A 15,272-nucleotide genomic window follows, 5' to 3' on the forward strand; every position below is an offset into this window, starting at 1 on the left:
TGAGCGGGCTTTTGCATTTCTGCGAGCAGCCGCTACCGCCTGCAGACCGCAGGATGAGGCGCGCCCTCGACAGCCGACGATTTCGCTTCGCCATCAGAGCCTGTATAAGCCTCTCGCCCATCGCGCGAGAAAAGGACCACCCGCCCATGCTTCGGCTCCTGCTGCCAGCCCTGCTCCTGGCCCTTGCCGGGTGCGCTACCAAACCGCCGGCGAACCCCGAGAACCTCTGCGAGATCTTTCGCGAGAAGCCGAAATGGCACGAGGCGGCGTTGAAGATGCAGAAGCGCTGGGGCGGGACCATCCAGGTGCCGATGGCGATGATGTACCAGGAATCCTCGTTCAAGCACGACGCGCTGCCGCCGCGTTATTACTTCCTCGGCTTCATCCCCTGGGGCCGGGTCAGCTCCGCCTATGGCTATGCCCAGGCCAAGGACGAGACCTGGGCGGACTACAAGAAGGAGGCCGGAGGCTGGGGCGCCGACCGCGACGACTTCGCCGACGCGCTGGACTTCATGGGCTGGTACATGAACAAGACCTACAACCTCAACCGCGTGTCCAAGTGGGACGCCTACGGCCAGTACCTGAACTACCACGAGGGCAGGGGCGGCTACCGCCAGCGCAGCTACGAGGCCAAGCCGTGGCTGAAGACGGTGTCGCAGAAGGTCCAGGCCCGCGCCTCGCTGTATGGCGCGCAGTACAAGAGCTGCCAGCAGGAGCTGTCGGGCGGCGGCTGGTTCTAGCCGTCGCCGGCGGGACGGCGCGCTCAGCGCCCCATGATCCGCCGGTACTCGTCGCGGTACTCCTCGTACGGCAGGTTGCGCCGCTGCAGCTCCATGAGCTGCTGCTCCTGGGTCAGCGGGCGGGACACGCGGGCGACGGTTTCCGCCGCCGTCGGCGACACGGGCTGCGGAACGGCTTCGGGCGGCTGCACCGGTGTGCCGGTGGGCCTGGGCGCCGGCAGGCTGCGGGACGGGCGGGCCACCAGCAGGGCACCGGTGATTTCCTCGACGATCTGCTCCGAGACGGCACTGACCTCGGACGAGCCCATGGAGGTGAACAGGTCGCCGTCGGCCTCGCTTTCATAGCGGCGCGAGGCGAGCAACTGGCCGGTGAGGCCGTCGTGGTAGCGCACGGTGGAGCTGATCCACTGGTCGCCGTCGTTGCCGGAGCGGTTGTTGGCGCTGTGGCCGGCGCCGACCTCGATCACCACCAGGGTGGACAGGGTATCGGTGGCACGCGGCTCGCCGTCCTGTTCGCTGAGCTGGTAGTCCGCCGACCCTGCCTCGCTGCGCAGCGCCTCGCGCCAGCTGGCCTTCAGTGCGCCCCAGCGCGGGTTGGCTGCCACCGTGGGATCGGGCTGGAAATTCACCACCAGCACATGGCGGGTGTCGCGGTACAGGGAGATGGGCGCGGTGCGGTCATCCCGGCGGACGTCCGAGGAGCATCCACAGAGCAGGGAAACCGCCAGGGCGAGCGTGACGTTGCGCATGGTGCTTTCTCTTTATTGTCTGGCCGGCATTCTGCCAGCCCATCATGACACGCGGATATCGTTCGAAGCTCAGCCCTCTACCAATCCTCGTCGTCGTCGAGGCCGGGCTGGTACTCCTCCGCGTCCCCGTCCTCTTCGTCATGATCGCCCGGCGCGTCCTCGAAGAACGCCGCGTCCTCCTCCAGCAGGCCGTCGAGGTCGTCGTCGAGGTCCAGCAGGTGGTCGTGTTCGGGCTCGTGGAGGTCGAGGTCTTCGTCAGTCATGGCCGGTCTTTCGTGGGGGGATTCGGGGATGGGATTCACAGTATAAGTCGCGCCAGAAGAAGATGACGCTGGCGTGACGCGCGGACGCCGCTTTGCGGCCTTGCCGGATCGCGATTCGTCCACGATTCTCTATGGACCACGGACATCGGGCCGTGAACGACGAACAGGGGGTAGCAATGAAGACTGTGGCTCAGCTGTTGAACGCCAAGGCGGACCAGCAGGTTTACACCATCGCCCCGGATGCGCTGGTGATCGATGCGTTGCGCCTGATGGCCGAGAAGAACCTCGGCGGCCTGCCGGTGGTGGAAGCCAACCGTCTGGTCGGCTTCTTCAGTGAGCGCGATTACGCCCGGCGCCTGGCGCTCAAGGGGCGCAACTCGGAGAGCACGCCGATCAGCGCGGTGATGACCGCCCCGGTGATCACCGTGGACACCCACCTGAGCGTCGACAAGTGCATGGGCATTATGACCGAGCGCCACCTGCGCCACCTGCCGGTGGTGGAGAACGGCGAACTGCTCGGCCTGCTGTCCATCGGCGACCTGGTGAAGGCGGCTATCGCCGAGCAGGCCGAACTGATTCAGCAACTGGAACAGTACATCCGCGGCGAGTGATCGCCCCGGCGGCCGATCAGCGTACGGCCGCCGTTTCCACCGCGCCGCTGTGCATGTCGACGAGGCTCAGGCAGCCATCGGCGTAGCCGCTGCCGGTGTCGATGTAGTGGGTATTGCCCAGCGGGCGCACGGCGCTCTGGGCGGTATGGCCGACGTACAGGCGCTCCAGTCCGGCAATGACCGAGGCGTCTTCCTTCTCGATCCGCGTGCGCGCCCACATGGCCAGGCCAACGGCAGTGCGCCGGGCGGTTTCGCCCAGTTCGCCGGCCAGCGCAGCGACACCGCTGTCCCAATCGGGAAACGCCGGCGAGACCGGCGCCTCGGCGTGCACGATGCCGACGCGACGGCCCTCGCCCAGCTCGACCTCGATCACCAGCGGCAGCTGCTGCAGGCGCCGGGCGATGCGCTCGCGGGTGACCGGGGTGAGCTTGTACAGCCAGGTGCCGCCATTGCGGAAGTGCAGGTCGCGGTCATCGCCGGCCAGCACCACGTCGATCACCAGTTGCTCGTGATTGCCGCGCACCGAGGCGAACCAGGGCTTGGCCAGCCAGTCCAGCACCTGCGGTGAATAGGGGCCGCGATCCACCAGGTCGCCGGCGGCGAACAGGCGGTCGGCGCCGGCGTCGAACCCGACCCGATCGAGCAGGCGCTGCAGCAGTTCGAAATGGCCGTGCACATCCCCCACCACGAAATCGCGGCCGCGCCGATTGCGCGGGAAGCGTTGCAGGGGTTGCTCCGGCAGAAGCGTGTTCATTGCCAACTCCGAGTCGTTCGAGGACACAGCTTAACAGCTGCCTGTTTAACAGCAGCACATTGCGTTCCAGCGGCATGGCGACGAAAGCACCAAGGCCTGCTGACTCGCTGCTGCCCAGGCAGCGACGGGCCAGCATGGACTGCTTCCCCAGCAGCACAGCGTCCGCAGCCGCTCATAAAAATCCTTTGATATCAGCTGCTTAACTTCTGCCTGGAAAGCGGTACGGAGTTTGCGATGTTCCCCACAAGCCTTCCGGCCTTCATCACGCGTGAGCCAGTACAAGAGCAACGCAATAACAGCTTCATGCCTTGCGGCGACGACCGAGCACCACAGAGCCAGCCGTCCTTTCGCCGCCCCCTGGGGACACCATGTTCAAACGCACCACCCTTTCCCTCGCCATCCTGGCGAGCCTCGCCAGCCTCAATGTCCATGCCGCCGATGGCGACACCCCGAACACTGAAGAGACCAGCGCCGCGCCGACCCTCGGCAAGGTGGTGGTCACCGCGCAGAAGCGCGAAGAGTCGGTACAGGAAGTACCGGCGCCGATTACCGTGCTGAGCGGCGAAAAGATCCGCGACGCCTCCCTGCAATCGGCCAGCGAAGTCACCCGCTACACCCCCAACGCCTCCGCCGGCACCACCGACGGCCATGGCCGCCCGCGCTGGTGGATTCGCGGCCTGGGCACCGGCGACCAGGGCGCCAACACGGTCAGCCCGATCGGCATCTATGTCGACGACGTGTACATCGCCAACATCAGCGCCACCGGCTTCCCGCTGTTCGACCAGGAGCGCGTGGAGGTACTGCGCGGCCCGCAGGGCACCCTGTGGGGCAAGAACACCACCGGTGGCGCGATCAACTTCATCTCGCGCAAGCCGACCTTCAGCCCCGAGGGCTACTTCAAGGTGGACCTGGGCAACTACGCCAACCGCATCGTCGAAGGCGCGGTGAGCGACGCGCTGGTGGACGACAAGCTGGCCGGGCGCCTGTCCTTCCACCACCAGGGCCGCGACGGCTACACCGAGAACATCCACGACGGCGACGACCAGGGCGCGCTGGAAGACGACGCCGTGCGCCTGCAGCTGGCCGCGCGGGTGAACGACAACCTGGACGCCAACCTCAACGTCCACGCCCGCCATTACCACGACACCGCCAGCTACAACACCGTCAGCTACGGCACCCGCCCGGACGGCACCAACCAGTTCGGCTATTCCATCGACCCGGAACTGGGCAAGGCCAACTTCAACGCCAAGTACCAGGCCGAGATCGACCAGGCCGGCAGCAACCTCAACCTCGTCTGGCAACTGGGCGAGCTGGAGCTGACCTCCATCACCGCCTTCGAGCACTTCACCCGCGACGGCTGGACCGACAGCGACAACACCCCGCTGGAACTGCAACGCAGCTACAGCTACGCCGACAGCCAGCAATGGTCGCAGGAACTGCGCCTGGCCTCGCCGCGCACCGACCGGCTGAACTGGGTGCTGGGCTTCCACTACTTCAACGAAGACCTGGAATCGAAGAACGCCAACGCGGCGCTGACCAACCCCTACATCCCCAGCTACTACAACAACGTCAGCTACGACCAGCAGACCGAGAGCTACGCCATCTTCGGCAGCACCACCTACAACTTCACCGAGGACTTCAGCCTCACCGCCGGCCTGCGCTGGACCCGCGAAACCAAGGACATCGACCTGCAGCGCCTGGTCAACCGCGGCGCCGCGCGGTTCGGCGACGGCAACTGGTGGCAGCCGGGCAACGTCGAATCCCCGCTGATCGTCAACGCCACCCAGGACGAGAGCAACACCTGGAGCGACTACAGCTGGGACCTGACGCCCGAGTACCGGATTTCCGATAACGCCCGCGCCTACTTCCGCTACGCCCGCGGCTTCCGCTCCGGCGGCTACAACGCCGGCGTCACCAGCCAGGCCACCGTCGCCAAGGTCGACCCGGAATACCTCACCTCCTACGAGCTGGGCCTGAAGTCGGAATGGTTCGACGGCCGCCTGAACGCCGACGCCAGCCTCTTCTACTACGACTACGAGGACATCCAGCTCAACATCGTCACCGCGGTGAACAACCAGACCGTCTCGCGCCTGGCCAACGGTGCCCAGGGTGAGGCCTACGGCGCCGAGTTCGAACTCGAAGCCATCCCGGTGCAGAACCTGCACGTGAACTTCGGCCTGGGCCTGCTGCACACCGAGTTCACCGACTACACCTCCGGCCCGAACGACTACTCCGGCAACCACTTCGTCCGCGCGCCGAACGTCTCGGCGGTGATCGGCGCCGACTACCGCATCCCGCTCAACGTCGGCGGCGCCGTGGTGCTGGGCACCGACTGGAACACCCGCAGCCGCCAGTACTTCTTCACCAACGACCAGAGCCAGAACATGCGCACCGGCGGCTACACCCTGGGCAACGCGCGGGTGACCTACGAACTGCCGGGCGAGACCACGCGCGTCACCGCCTACGTGAACAACCTCACCGACAAGGAATACCGCAACCACACCCTGCCCACCGGCTACCAGACCGCTGCCGTCATGTTCGGCGACCCGCGCACCTTCGGCGTCTCGGTCACCACCGACTTCTGAGCGAGGTAATGTCCATGAACCGTCTGCATCGCGCGCTGCGCCGGCTGTTGCCGGCCGCTGCCGCGCTGCTCGCCAGCCATGCACTGGCCGCCGAGCAGCCCACCACCCTGCGCATCGCCACCGTGGCCTACGCCAACGCCGGGCAAATCACCTTCAACGGCCCGGCCTACGTGATCGACCGTGACAAGTGGCTGGAACAGCAGCTGGCCCAGCGCAATATCAAGCTGGAATGGGTGCCCGCCGCCACCGCCTCGGTGGGCACCTTCGTCAACGAGGAGTTCGCCAACAAGCGCATCGACTTCGCCTTCTACGGCGACCTGCCGTCGATCATCGCCAACGCCTCGGGCGTACAGACCCAGCTGATCGTCCCCGGCGGCATCGGCAACAACGTCTACCTCGTGGTGCCGCCGGGCTCCACGGCGAAATCCATCGCCGACCTCAAGGGCAAGCGCATCGCACTGCACCGCGGCCGGCCGTGGGAGCTGTCGTTCGCCAAGCTGCTGGAAGCCAACCACCTGGGCTTCGAGGACTTCCGCATCTTCAACCTCAACCCCCAGGCCGGCGCCGCCGCGCTGAGCGCCGGGCGGGTGGATGCGTTCTTCACCCTCAGCGATGCCTTCCTGCTGGAAGACAAGCAGGTCGGGCGCATCATCTGGTCGAGCAAAGAGGCCCCGGCGGACTGGAAGATGCGCGCTGAGGTCTGGGGCGCGAAGGACTTCGTGAAAGACCATCCCGATCTCACCCAACTGGTGGTGGATGCCTACCTGAAGGCCGCGTGGTGGGTCTCCCAGGACGCCAACCAGGCGGCCTACCAGGACGCCCAGAGCCGCTCCGGCGTACCGCTGAGCGTGTTGCAGCGCGAGGTGGCCGGCGAGCCGTGGTCGGCGCATTTCTCCCCGCTCTACGACGACGCCCTGCGCCAGCACTACACCGACGGCATCGCCTACAGCCTGAAGGCGAAACTGATCCGCAACGAGGTGAAGGTGGACGACCTGCTGGAGCCGAAGTTCGTCGAGCAGGGCTTGAAGAACCTGCAGCTGGAAAGCTTCTGGCAGCGCAGCACCGGGCCCTCGGTCGCCGCAAAACCCTGACCGAAGCGTAGGAGCGGACTTCGTCCGCGATGGATTGCCGGCTACTCGGAGCTGGCCTGTTACACATCGCGGACGAAGTCCGCTCCTACGCCACCAGGTACGACAGCGCCGGCCTGTCGGCACGCGATCGCGGGCATGGCCCGCTCCTACAGCAAGCCTCCGCATGTAACTGTAGGAGCGAGCCACGCTCGCGAACCGCCGGCAGGGCCGGCGACGGTGAGCACCGCATCGGCGTACACCTGCCCGCCGAGATACGACCTTCGGGGATTTCGCGGACAAGGTCCGCTCCTACATCAACAGGTACGACAGCGGCGACCCGACGGCACGCGATCGCGGGCATGGCCCGCTCCTACAGGGAGCCTTCGCATGAACCTGTAGGAGCGAGCCATGCTCGCGAACCAACACCAGGCGCTCCCCCGATGTCACGAAAAACACACCTCCGCCCACAAAAAAGCCCTCGCAAGAGGGCTTTTTCATGCCGGGACGAAACTCAGGCCGCCGCTTCCAGCAGCTTCTGCCCCTGCTCCCACAGGCCGGTCATCTTCCATTGCTGTTCCAGCACGCCGGGGCCGAATTCCTGGGAGCCGCCGAGGCTTTCGGCGAGGCCCTGGAAGTAGGCGCCTTCCTCGATCAGCAGGATCAGCTTGGACGCCTTGATCAGGTCCTCGCCCCAGAAGGTCGCGCCACCGTTGGCTTCGAGGATGGCGGGGGTGTTCGCGTTTTCGGCGAGGCGGTCGAGGATGAACAGCGGCTCGGGCTGGCGGCGGTCGATGTAGATCGGCAGCTCACGGGCCAGGGTCACGCGCTGGGAGGCGGCGTAGCGGATCGGCAGCACGCGGTGGGCGCTGGCCCAGCCGCCCAGGTAGGGCGTGTGCACGTGGATCACCACGTTCACCTCCGGGCGCGCCTGGAAGATCGGCGCGTAGCGCTTGCCGTTGCCGCCCGCGCCACGGCCGCTGAGCGGCGTCGCGCCGGGGATACTTTCGTCGAGGATCACCTCGCCGTCCCAGGTGGCGATCACGGCGCGGATTTCCTGGTCGTCCGCCCAGGGGCTGGGCGCGTGGACGGCAATCACCTTGTCGCTGTCCGGCACGCGCACGTAGGCCTGGTAGGTGTTGGTGGCGGTGAGGGTGCGGCTTTCCTTGAGTACGCGGAAGGCCTTGGCGAAGTCGCGGCGGACCTGTTCGAGCTGACGGGCGAGTTGCGGGTCGAGGGTGGACATGGAATGCCTCCTGGCAGTCGGGGATGGATGAACCGCATGGCGGTGTTCCACTGACTGAGCAGGACTTGTGCCACTAAAAAATATTCCATCGAATCAATAAGTTGCCAGGAAGAACAGGCACCAGAAGCCCTTCAACCCCGGCTGAAGCGGCGAAATTGCTGCGCGCCCAGCATCCCCTGCTGACCCACTGCTGCTGTACAGACAAACGCCCTGCTGCCACAGCAGCACACCGCCCTGCAAGCCACGCCCCGCCTGGCTTGCAGCCTTTGGGCACAGCCCTTGCTCAAGACCTTGCACGAGCAGCACGACGCTGCCCCCGCAAAGCAAAGGAGCACAGCCATGAGCACCGAATTCTTCTGGCGACTGCCGCTGGGCAGCGACGGTCCCTATCTCGCCTCGGACAAGAACAACCGCGGCAGCCACCTCTGGCGCCCCGGCAACATCGCCCCGGGCCGCCTGCCCAACGGCGAGCCGGACGGCTTCACCTACATCGACTACATCGCCCAGGTGGCCAAGGCCGCCGAGATCGCCGGTTTCGAGGGCGCGCTGCTGCCCACCGGGCCGGAGCCGTGGATCGCCGCCGCGGCGCTGGCCCGCGAGACCCGCCGGATCAAGTTCCTGATCGCCTTCCAGGCCGCCTGGACCCTGCCGGCCTATGCCGCGCAGCAGGCCGCTATCCTCCAGCACCTGTCCCGCGACCGCCTGGAGTGGAACATCATCACCGGCGGCAACCCGGCCGGCCAGCGCGCCAATGGCGACTTCCTCGAACACGACAAGCGCTACCAGCGCACTGGCGAGTTCCTCGACATCATCGACGGCCTGTGGAAGAACGAGCAGTTCTCCTACCAGGGCGAGATCTACCAGCTGGAGAACGGCTCGCTGCCCATCGCGCTGCGCAACGTGCGCAAGCCGGGCGTGTACTTCTCCGGGTTCTCGGACCCGGCGCTGGACGTCGCGGCGAAACACGCCGACGTCTACCTGAACTGGGCCGAGCCCATCGACAAGCTCAAGCCGCACCTGGAGCGGGTGCGCGAGCTGGCCGACAAGCAGGGCCGCGAGATCCGCTTCGGCATCCGCATCGACCTGTTCGCCCGCGAGACCGAAGAAGCCGCCTGGAGCGAGCTGCGCCGCCAGTACGAGCGCATCGACGCGCGCACCAGCGCGTTCATCAAGAACTTCGCCACCGGCTCGGATTCGGTCGGTGCCGCGCGGCAGACCGCCTACCACCAGAACGTCGAGCGCTTCGACGACCTGATCATCGGCCCCAACCTCTGGGCCGGCTTCGGCAAGGCCAAGCCGGGGCCGACCATCGGCCTGGTGGGCAGCCACGAGAACGTCGCCGAGCGACTGGCCGAATACCGCGACGCCGGCTTCTCCACCTTCATCCTGGCCGGCAACCCGCACCTGGAAGAAGCCCTGCGCATCGGCCAGGAAGTCCTGCCGCTGGTGCAGGGCGAACGCGCCGACATCCACGAACTCAAGGCCCGCGCCTGAGCCACAAGGAGCTGAACATGTCCCGTCCCCTCGATACCCTCTGGTACACCCGCTGCCCGGTGCCCACCGGCCTCGGCATCGCCGTGCAGAAAGGCTGGCTGGAAGAAGCCCTGGCCGAGCAGGGCACCCAGATCAAGTCGCTGCGCGAATCCGCCGACCAGGCGGTGCGCGAGTCGCACTTCGACCACACGCTGCAGAATTCGGTACGCCACGGCGGCAACATCCCGGCCATCTGGGCCCGCGCCAGCGGCCGCGAAACCCGAGTGATCGGCCTGTCCTGGGCCGACGAGGCGCAACTGATCCTGACCACCGAACAGAGCGGCATCCGCACCGTTCGCGACCTCAAGGGCCGGCGCTTCGGCCTGCCGGACTGGAGCGCCGCGCAGATCGACTTCACCCGCGCCCAGGCCATCCGCGGTCTGGAGAACGCCCTGCGCCTGGAAGGCCTGGAAGTGCGTGACGTCGAGCTGGTGGACTTCGGCCTGAAGGGCACCTTCAGCGACGAGGCGCCGGGCAACATCGTCGGCATCACCGGTCACGGCGGCCGCCGTCGCGGCGGGCAGAACCCCGAGCTGGTCGGCCTGCTGCGTGGCGACGTGGACGCGATCTTCCTCAAGGGTGCCCACGCCGTGCAGCTGGCGCACCAGTTCGGCCTGCACACGGTGATCGACACCGGCGCGCATCCCGAGCCGCTGATCCGCGCCAACAACGGAACGCCGCGCACCCTCAGCGTCGACCTCAACCTGCTGCAGCAGCACCCCGACGCCGCCACCGCGATCCTCGCCTCGGTGCTGCGTGCCGAGGACTGGGCACACCAGCACCCGGACGACACCCGCCGCTACCTGGCGCGGGAAACCAACAGCAGCGAGTTCTGGGTCGCCACCGCCTATGGCGAGGACGCCCACCTGCGCCTGCGCACCAACCTGGACGAAGGTTCGATCCTCGCCCTGCAGGACTTCACCGACTTCCTGCATCGCTGGAACTTCATCCCGGCACGCTTCGACGTGCGCCAGTGGATCGACCCGAACCCGCAGGAAGCGCTGCGCAGCCGCCTGGCGCAAAAGACCGGCTGATCAACGTCACGAGGGCGATTCCCTCTGTTTTCAGACCTGGGCTCCCGCGCGACGGCGCGGGGGCTTTCATCTCCTGACGGACACCCATGAGCACACCGCTGGAAACCCTCTGGTACACCCACAGCCCCGTCCCCACGGGCCTCGGCATCGCCGTCGAATCCGGGCGCCTGGCCCAGGCCTTCCGCCCGTTCGGCACGCGCATCCAGTCGCTGCGCGAGTCGTCCGAACGCGAGGTGCGCGAGGCGCACTTCGACCATCACCTGCCCTATTCCGTCCGCCACGGCGGCAACATCCCGGCCATCTGGGCCCGTGCCAGCGGCGCGCGCACGCGGGTGGTCGGGCTGTCGTGGAGCGACGAGGTGCAGCTCATCGTCAGCGCGCCGGACAGCGGCGTGCGCAGCATCCGCGACCTGCGCCACCGGCGCTTCGGCCTGCCGAAATGGGCCAACGTGCAGATCGACTTCACCCGCGCCCAGTCGCTGCGCGGCCTGGAGAACGCCCTGCGCCTGGAAGGCCTGGAGGTGCGCGACGTCGAGCTGGTGGACTACCCCTACGGCGGCACCTACAGCGACGACCCGGTGCGCCACGTGTTCGGCGCCCAGGTGGCACTCAAGGGCAACCGCGTGGTGCAGCGCAACAACGAGCTGATCGGCCTGCTGCGCGGCGACATCGACGCCATCTTCCTCAAGGGCGCCCATGGCCTGCAGCTGGCCCATGAGTTCGGCCTGCACGTGGTGCTGGACGTCGGCTCCCACCCCGAGCCGCTGGTGCGCTCGAACATCGGCACGCCGCGCACCCTGACCGTCGACCAGCAACTGCTGGACGAACACTTCGATGCCGCCGTGCTGGTGCTCGACACCGTGCTGCGCGCCGAACAATGGGCCTGGGCGCACCCGGACGAAACCCGCCGCTTCCTCGCCCGCGAGCTGAACACCAGCGAGTTCTGGGTCGCCAGCGCCTACGGCGAGGACGCCCACCTGCGCCTGCAGACCAACCTGGCGGAGCGCTCGGTCAACGCCCTGCGCGACCTCACCGCGTTCCTGCAGCGCTGGGACTTCATCGGCGCCGACTTCAGCGTCGACGACTGGATCGACCCGCGCCCGCTGGAAGCCCTGCTGGGGAAGATCGATGTCGCCATCTAGCCCGGCGCGGCCCGCCGCCTTCCTGCTCAACTTCATGCTGCTGGCGGCGTTCAGCGGCGCCACCATCGGCATGGCGAAGATCGTCACCACGCTCTACGCCATCAGCATCGGCGCCAACGCCATGCAGATCGGCATCATCTCGGCCATGGAGGCTCTGGGCATGGTGATCCTCACCCTGCCCGCCGGTTTCGTCATCGCCCGCTTCGGCGCGCGCCGGGTGTACTTCCTCGCCAGCCTGGGGCCGATGCTGCTGAACCTGGCCATCCCGCTGTTCGGCGGCTGGCTGTGGCTGGCCTTCGCGCGGCTGCTGATCGGCCTGTGCATCCCCTTCCGCATCGTCGCCATGAACAGCGCCTTCCTGCGCCAGCTCAAGCGCATCGGCAACGACAAGGCCGGCTGGTACCGCGGCTCGCTGACCCTGGGCATGGGCCTGCTCGGCCCGCTGCTGGGCAACTGGCTGAGCGGCGCGGCGAGCTTCACCTGGGGCTTTGCCGCCATCGGCCTGTGCTTCGGCCTGATGGCCTTCTACAGCCTCGGCTTCTGGGAAGGCGAGGCGCCCAGCGACGATGTGCCCGTCGCTGCCGCCACCGGCGGTCTACTGCAGCAGGTCGGCGCCATGCTGGCCAACGTCGAGATCGCCGAGAGCTGCCTGATCGAATTGCTCAGCGCCGCAACCAGCGCGCTGTTCGGCACCTTCATCCTGCTGCTGGCGATGGAGGTCGTCGGCCTCTCCCAGGGCCAGGCCGTCAGCCTGGTGATGATCCAGGGCCTGGCCTCGGTGCTCGGCCTGTTCGGCTTCGGCTACCTGATCGAACGCAGCGGCCGGCGCCTGGCCTACATCGGCAGCCTCACGGCGGCGCTGGCCGCCCTGCTGCTGCTTGGAATCGCCCGCGACTACTGGCTGCTGGCGCTGGGCGGCGTGCTGCTCAGCGCGGCGGCGGCGCTCATCCACCTGGTGAACATGGCCCAGCTGGGCGAGCACGCCATGGACAAGAGCAAGATTTCCGGGCTGTTCAACCTCGCCTCCATGTCCGGCAGCTTTTCCGGCGCCTTGCTGGGCGGGGCGATCAGCCACCTCGTCGGGCTGGGCAACCTGTTCCTCTGCTGGATTCCCCTGGTGCTGCTGGCCGCGCTGTTCTGCTGGCAACGCAAGCTGCGCCGTCAGAACGCCGGGCCACTGCTCGGCCAGGAGGGCTGAGCCATGAACAGAACACTCGATCGCCTGAGCTGGTTCGCCTCGCCGCTGCTCCTGCTGCTGGCCTGGTTCGTCGCCGCCCGCGCCGGCTGGTTCCCGCCGCAACTGCTGGTGCCGCCGACGGAGGTCTGGGCCAGCTTCCGCGACCTGCTGGCCAGCGGCGAGCTGCGCGAACACGTGGTCAACAGCCTGTCGCGCCTGGCCGTCGGCTTCTCCATCGGCGCTGTCGGCGGGTTGCTGCTGGGCACCGCCATGGCCCTGTCGAAAACCGTGGACGCCTACTGCGCGCCGCTGTTCCACACCCTGCGCCAGGTGCCGTCGATCGCGCTGATCCCGATGTTCATCCTGTTCTTCGGCGTCGAAGAAACCTTCAAGGTCCTGATCGTCACCAAGGCGGCCTTCTTCCCCGTGGCGCTCGCCGCCAGCGAAGGCGTCAAGGGCATCCCGCGCAGCTACTTCGAAGTCGCCAGCGTGTACCGCCTGCCGCTCTGGAGCCTGCTGCGCGACGTCGCCTTCCCCGCCGCCGCGCCGCCCATCGTCACCGGCCTGCGCATCAGCCTGAGCCGCGCGTGGATGGTACTGGTGGCCGCCGAACTGCTCGCCGCCGACAGCGGCCTGGGGCAGATGATCGAGCTGAGCCGGCAGATGCTGCGCATCGACATCGTCATGGTCGGCGTGGTCGTCACCGGGGCCATCGGCTTCATCCTCGACTTCGCCTTCCGCCTGCTGGAGAAGCGCCTGCTGCGCTGGAGACCGACGCCATGATCCATCACCTTCGAAAGCTGCGCGGGCTGGTGTTGCCGGCGCTGCTGATCGCCGCCTGGCACTGGCAGTCGCAACAGGGCGCCAGCGCGGCCTACGCCTTCGTGCCGCTGGAGCGCATCGGCGCCGGCTTCCTCGAACTGATCGACACCGGCGAGCTGTGGCTGAGCGTCGCCGCCAGCCTGCAACGCACCTGCCTGGGCCTGCTGCTGGGCGTGCTCGCCGGCTTCGCCCTCGGCGCCGGCATGGCGCTGTCGCGGCCCCTGGAGCGGCTGTTCGCGCCGCTCTACCACACCCTTCGCCAGGTGCCGATCCTCGGCCTGATCCCGCTGATCGCCCTGTGGTTCGGCAGCGGCGAGCCGTCCAAGGTGCTGATCGTCAGCCTCGCCGCCTTCTACCCGATGACGCTGAACGCCTTCGAGGGCTTCCGCGACGTGGAGAAGCGCTACCGCGAGGTCGGCCGCCTGTATGCCTTCGGCCCCTGGCAGCAGTTCCGCGACGTACTGCTGCCCGGCGCGCTGCCCAGCCTGAGCAATGGCGTGCTGCACGCGCTGGCCTTCGCCTGGGTCAGCTCGGTGGGCTGCGAGCTGTTCCTCTCCACCGGCATGGGCCTGGGCAACCTGATGATGAACGCCGAGACCGGCTCGCGCATGGAGATCGTGGTGATCGGCGTGCTCAGCATCGGCCTGCTCGGCTACGCCATGAACCAGCTGTTCGCCCGCGCCGCGCGCCACCTGCTGCGCTGGCGCAACCTGCGCTGAAACCATTCGCTATGAGTGCCCAGACCATGAACGCGATCCTCGACCCCGCCATCCTGCCGGCCCAGCAGGCGCAACCCGGCGCGCTGGCCATCCAGGGCCTGAGCAAGGCCTACTCCATCGACGGGCGCAGCCTGCCGGTGCTGGAGAACATCGACCTGGCGGTGCGCCCCGGCGAGTTCGTCAGCATCGTCGGCGCCAGCGGCTGCGGCAAATCTTCGCTGCTGCGGCTGATCGTCGGCCTGGAGAACGACTACAGCGGGCGCATCCTGCTCGACGGCAAGGCGGTCACCGGCACCAGCCTGGAGCGCGGCATCGTGTTCCAGGACCACCGCCTGTTCCCCTGGAAGACCGTGGAAGAAAACGTCGCCCTGGCGTTGAAGCAGCAGAAGCTCAGCCGCGCCGAGAAGCGCGAGCTGGTCGCCGACCACCTGGAGCTGGTGGGCCTGACCGGCTTCGAGCAGGCCTACCCGCACCAGCTCTCCGGCGGCATGGCCCAGCGCGCCGCCATCGCCCGCGCGCTGATCACGCGGCCCAAGGTACTGCTGCTGGACGAACCCTTCGGCGCCCTCGACGCCCTCACCCGCGTCCGCCTGCAGCATGAGTTGCAGCGCATCTGGGTGCAGCAGCGCAGCACCATGATCATGGTCACCCACGACGTGGAAGAGGCGCTGTACCTGGGCGACCGGGTGGTCGTCATGGACGCGCGCCCGGGGCGGATTCGCCATGAGGTGCGCGTGGACCTGCCGCACCCGCGCGAGCGTGGCCACGCGCTGCTGGCGAAATTGAAGGATGAACTGCTGGCGGAGCTGATGCAGGGGTGAACCTTGGGT

15 protein-coding genes are annotated in these 15,272 nt (G+C 67.5%); 11 read left to right on the top strand and 4 right to left on the bottom strand.

Annotated elements, in window-relative coordinates; all coding sequences use genetic code 11:
* Positions 1-146 precede the first annotated feature (146 nt).
* Positions 147-740 carry a hypothetical protein gene (locus ACNFIA_RS01710; RefSeq protein ID WP_416782654.1) on the top strand — a complete coding sequence of 198 codons (594 nt, stop codon included), beginning with the start codon at positions 147-149 and terminating at the stop codon, positions 738-740.
* A gap of 23 nt (positions 741-763) precedes the next feature.
* Here the strand turns inward: ACNFIA_RS01710 and ACNFIA_RS01715 are convergent, their stop codons facing one another.
* Together ACNFIA_RS01715 and ACNFIA_RS01720 are read right to left on the bottom strand one after the other, a co-directional pair.
* Positions 764-1,489, bottom strand: coding sequence for a hypothetical protein (locus tag ACNFIA_RS01715; protein WP_259758606.1), 726 nt, complete (start codon positions 1,487-1,489; stop codon positions 764-766).
* A 77-nt stretch (positions 1,490-1,566) separates the two neighbouring features.
* The gene (locus ACNFIA_RS01720) at positions 1,567-1,752 is read right to left on the bottom strand and encodes a hypothetical protein (protein WP_259758605.1); all 186 of its coding nucleotides are present in this window, start codon (positions 1,750-1,752) and stop codon (positions 1,567-1,569) included.
* Between the two features lie 176 nt (positions 1,753-1,928).
* Here ACNFIA_RS01720 and ACNFIA_RS01725 point away from each other — a divergent pair, with 176 nt between their 5' ends.
* A complete protein-coding gene (locus ACNFIA_RS01725) occupies positions 1,929-2,363 on the top strand; it encodes a CBS domain-containing protein (RefSeq protein WP_416782655.1) in 435 nt (144 codons plus the stop codon).
* Positions 2,364-2,379: 16 nt separating this feature from the next.
* Here ACNFIA_RS01725 and ACNFIA_RS01730 read toward each other — a convergent pair whose 3' ends face one another.
* A complete protein-coding gene (locus ACNFIA_RS01730) occupies positions 2,380-3,117 on the bottom strand; it encodes a metallophosphoesterase (RefSeq protein WP_416782656.1) in 738 nt (245 codons plus the stop codon).
* A gap of 368 nt (positions 3,118-3,485) precedes the next feature.
* On the opposite strand from ACNFIA_RS01730, the gene ACNFIA_RS01735 reads away from it, so the two are divergent.
* Positions 3,486-5,702 carry a TonB-dependent receptor gene (locus ACNFIA_RS01735; RefSeq protein ID WP_416782657.1) on the top strand — a complete coding sequence of 739 codons (2,217 nt, stop codon included), beginning with the start codon at positions 3,486-3,488 and terminating at the stop codon, positions 5,700-5,702.
* A gap of 14 nt (positions 5,703-5,716) precedes the next feature.
* A complete protein-coding gene (locus ACNFIA_RS01740; RefSeq protein WP_416782658.1) occupies positions 5,717-6,793 on the top strand; it encodes an ABC transporter substrate-binding protein in 1,077 nt (358 codons plus the stop codon).
* Between the two features lie 490 nt (positions 6,794-7,283).
* On the opposite strand, the gene ACNFIA_RS01745 is transcribed toward ACNFIA_RS01740, so the two are convergent.
* The gene (locus ACNFIA_RS01745; protein ID WP_259758584.1) at positions 7,284-8,015 is read right to left on the bottom strand and encodes a class II aldolase/adducin family protein; all 732 of its coding nucleotides are present in this window, start codon (positions 8,013-8,015) and stop codon (positions 7,284-7,286) included.
* 339 nt (positions 8,016-8,354) lie between these two features.
* Between ACNFIA_RS01745 and ACNFIA_RS01750 the strand changes: the two genes are divergently transcribed.
* From ACNFIA_RS01750 to ACNFIA_RS01780, 7 genes are all read left to right on the top strand, one after another.
* Complete coding sequence (locus tag ACNFIA_RS01750; protein ID WP_416782659.1) at positions 8,355-9,509, top strand: LLM class flavin-dependent oxidoreductase; 1,155 nt, start codon at positions 8,355-8,357, stop codon at positions 9,507-9,509.
* Between the two features lie 17 nt (positions 9,510-9,526).
* Positions 9,527-10,582, top strand: a complete 1,056-nt coding sequence (locus ACNFIA_RS01755) for an ABC transporter substrate-binding protein (protein WP_259758582.1) — start codon at positions 9,527-9,529, stop codon at positions 10,580-10,582.
* Positions 10,583-10,668: 86 nt separating this feature from the next.
* The gene (locus ACNFIA_RS01760; RefSeq protein ID WP_259758581.1) at positions 10,669-11,724 is read left to right on the top strand and encodes an ABC transporter substrate-binding protein; all 1,056 of its coding nucleotides are present in this window, start codon (positions 10,669-10,671) and stop codon (positions 11,722-11,724) included.
* The gene (locus ACNFIA_RS01765; RefSeq protein ID WP_416782660.1) at positions 11,711-12,922 is read left to right on the top strand and encodes an MFS transporter; all 1,212 of its coding nucleotides are present in this window, start codon (positions 11,711-11,713) and stop codon (positions 12,920-12,922) included. The genes ACNFIA_RS01760 and ACNFIA_RS01765 overlap by 14 nt, the downstream gene beginning before the upstream one ends.
* A 3-nt stretch (positions 12,923-12,925) precedes the next feature.
* On the top strand, positions 12,926-13,684 hold the full coding sequence (locus tag ACNFIA_RS01770) for an ABC transporter permease (protein WP_416782661.1): 759 nt from the start codon (positions 12,926-12,928) through the stop codon (positions 13,682-13,684).
* The gene (locus tag ACNFIA_RS01775; protein WP_259758578.1) at positions 13,681-14,442 is read left to right on the top strand and encodes an ABC transporter permease; all 762 of its coding nucleotides are present in this window, start codon (positions 13,681-13,683) and stop codon (positions 14,440-14,442) included. Before ACNFIA_RS01770 ends, ACNFIA_RS01775 begins: the two co-directional genes overlap by 4 nt.
* Before the next feature lie 26 nt (positions 14,443-14,468).
* On the top strand, positions 14,469-15,263 hold the full coding sequence (locus ACNFIA_RS01780) for an ABC transporter ATP-binding protein (RefSeq protein WP_259759518.1): 795 nt from the start codon (positions 14,469-14,471) through the stop codon (positions 15,261-15,263).
* The last annotated feature ends 9 nt before the right edge of the window (positions 15,264-15,272 follow it).

It is taken from the genome of Pseudomonas sp. NY15437, from assembly GCF_048068435.1.
Taxonomy (GTDB): Bacteria; Pseudomonadota; Gammaproteobacteria; order Pseudomonadales; family Pseudomonadaceae; genus Pseudomonas; species Pseudomonas nitroreducens_B.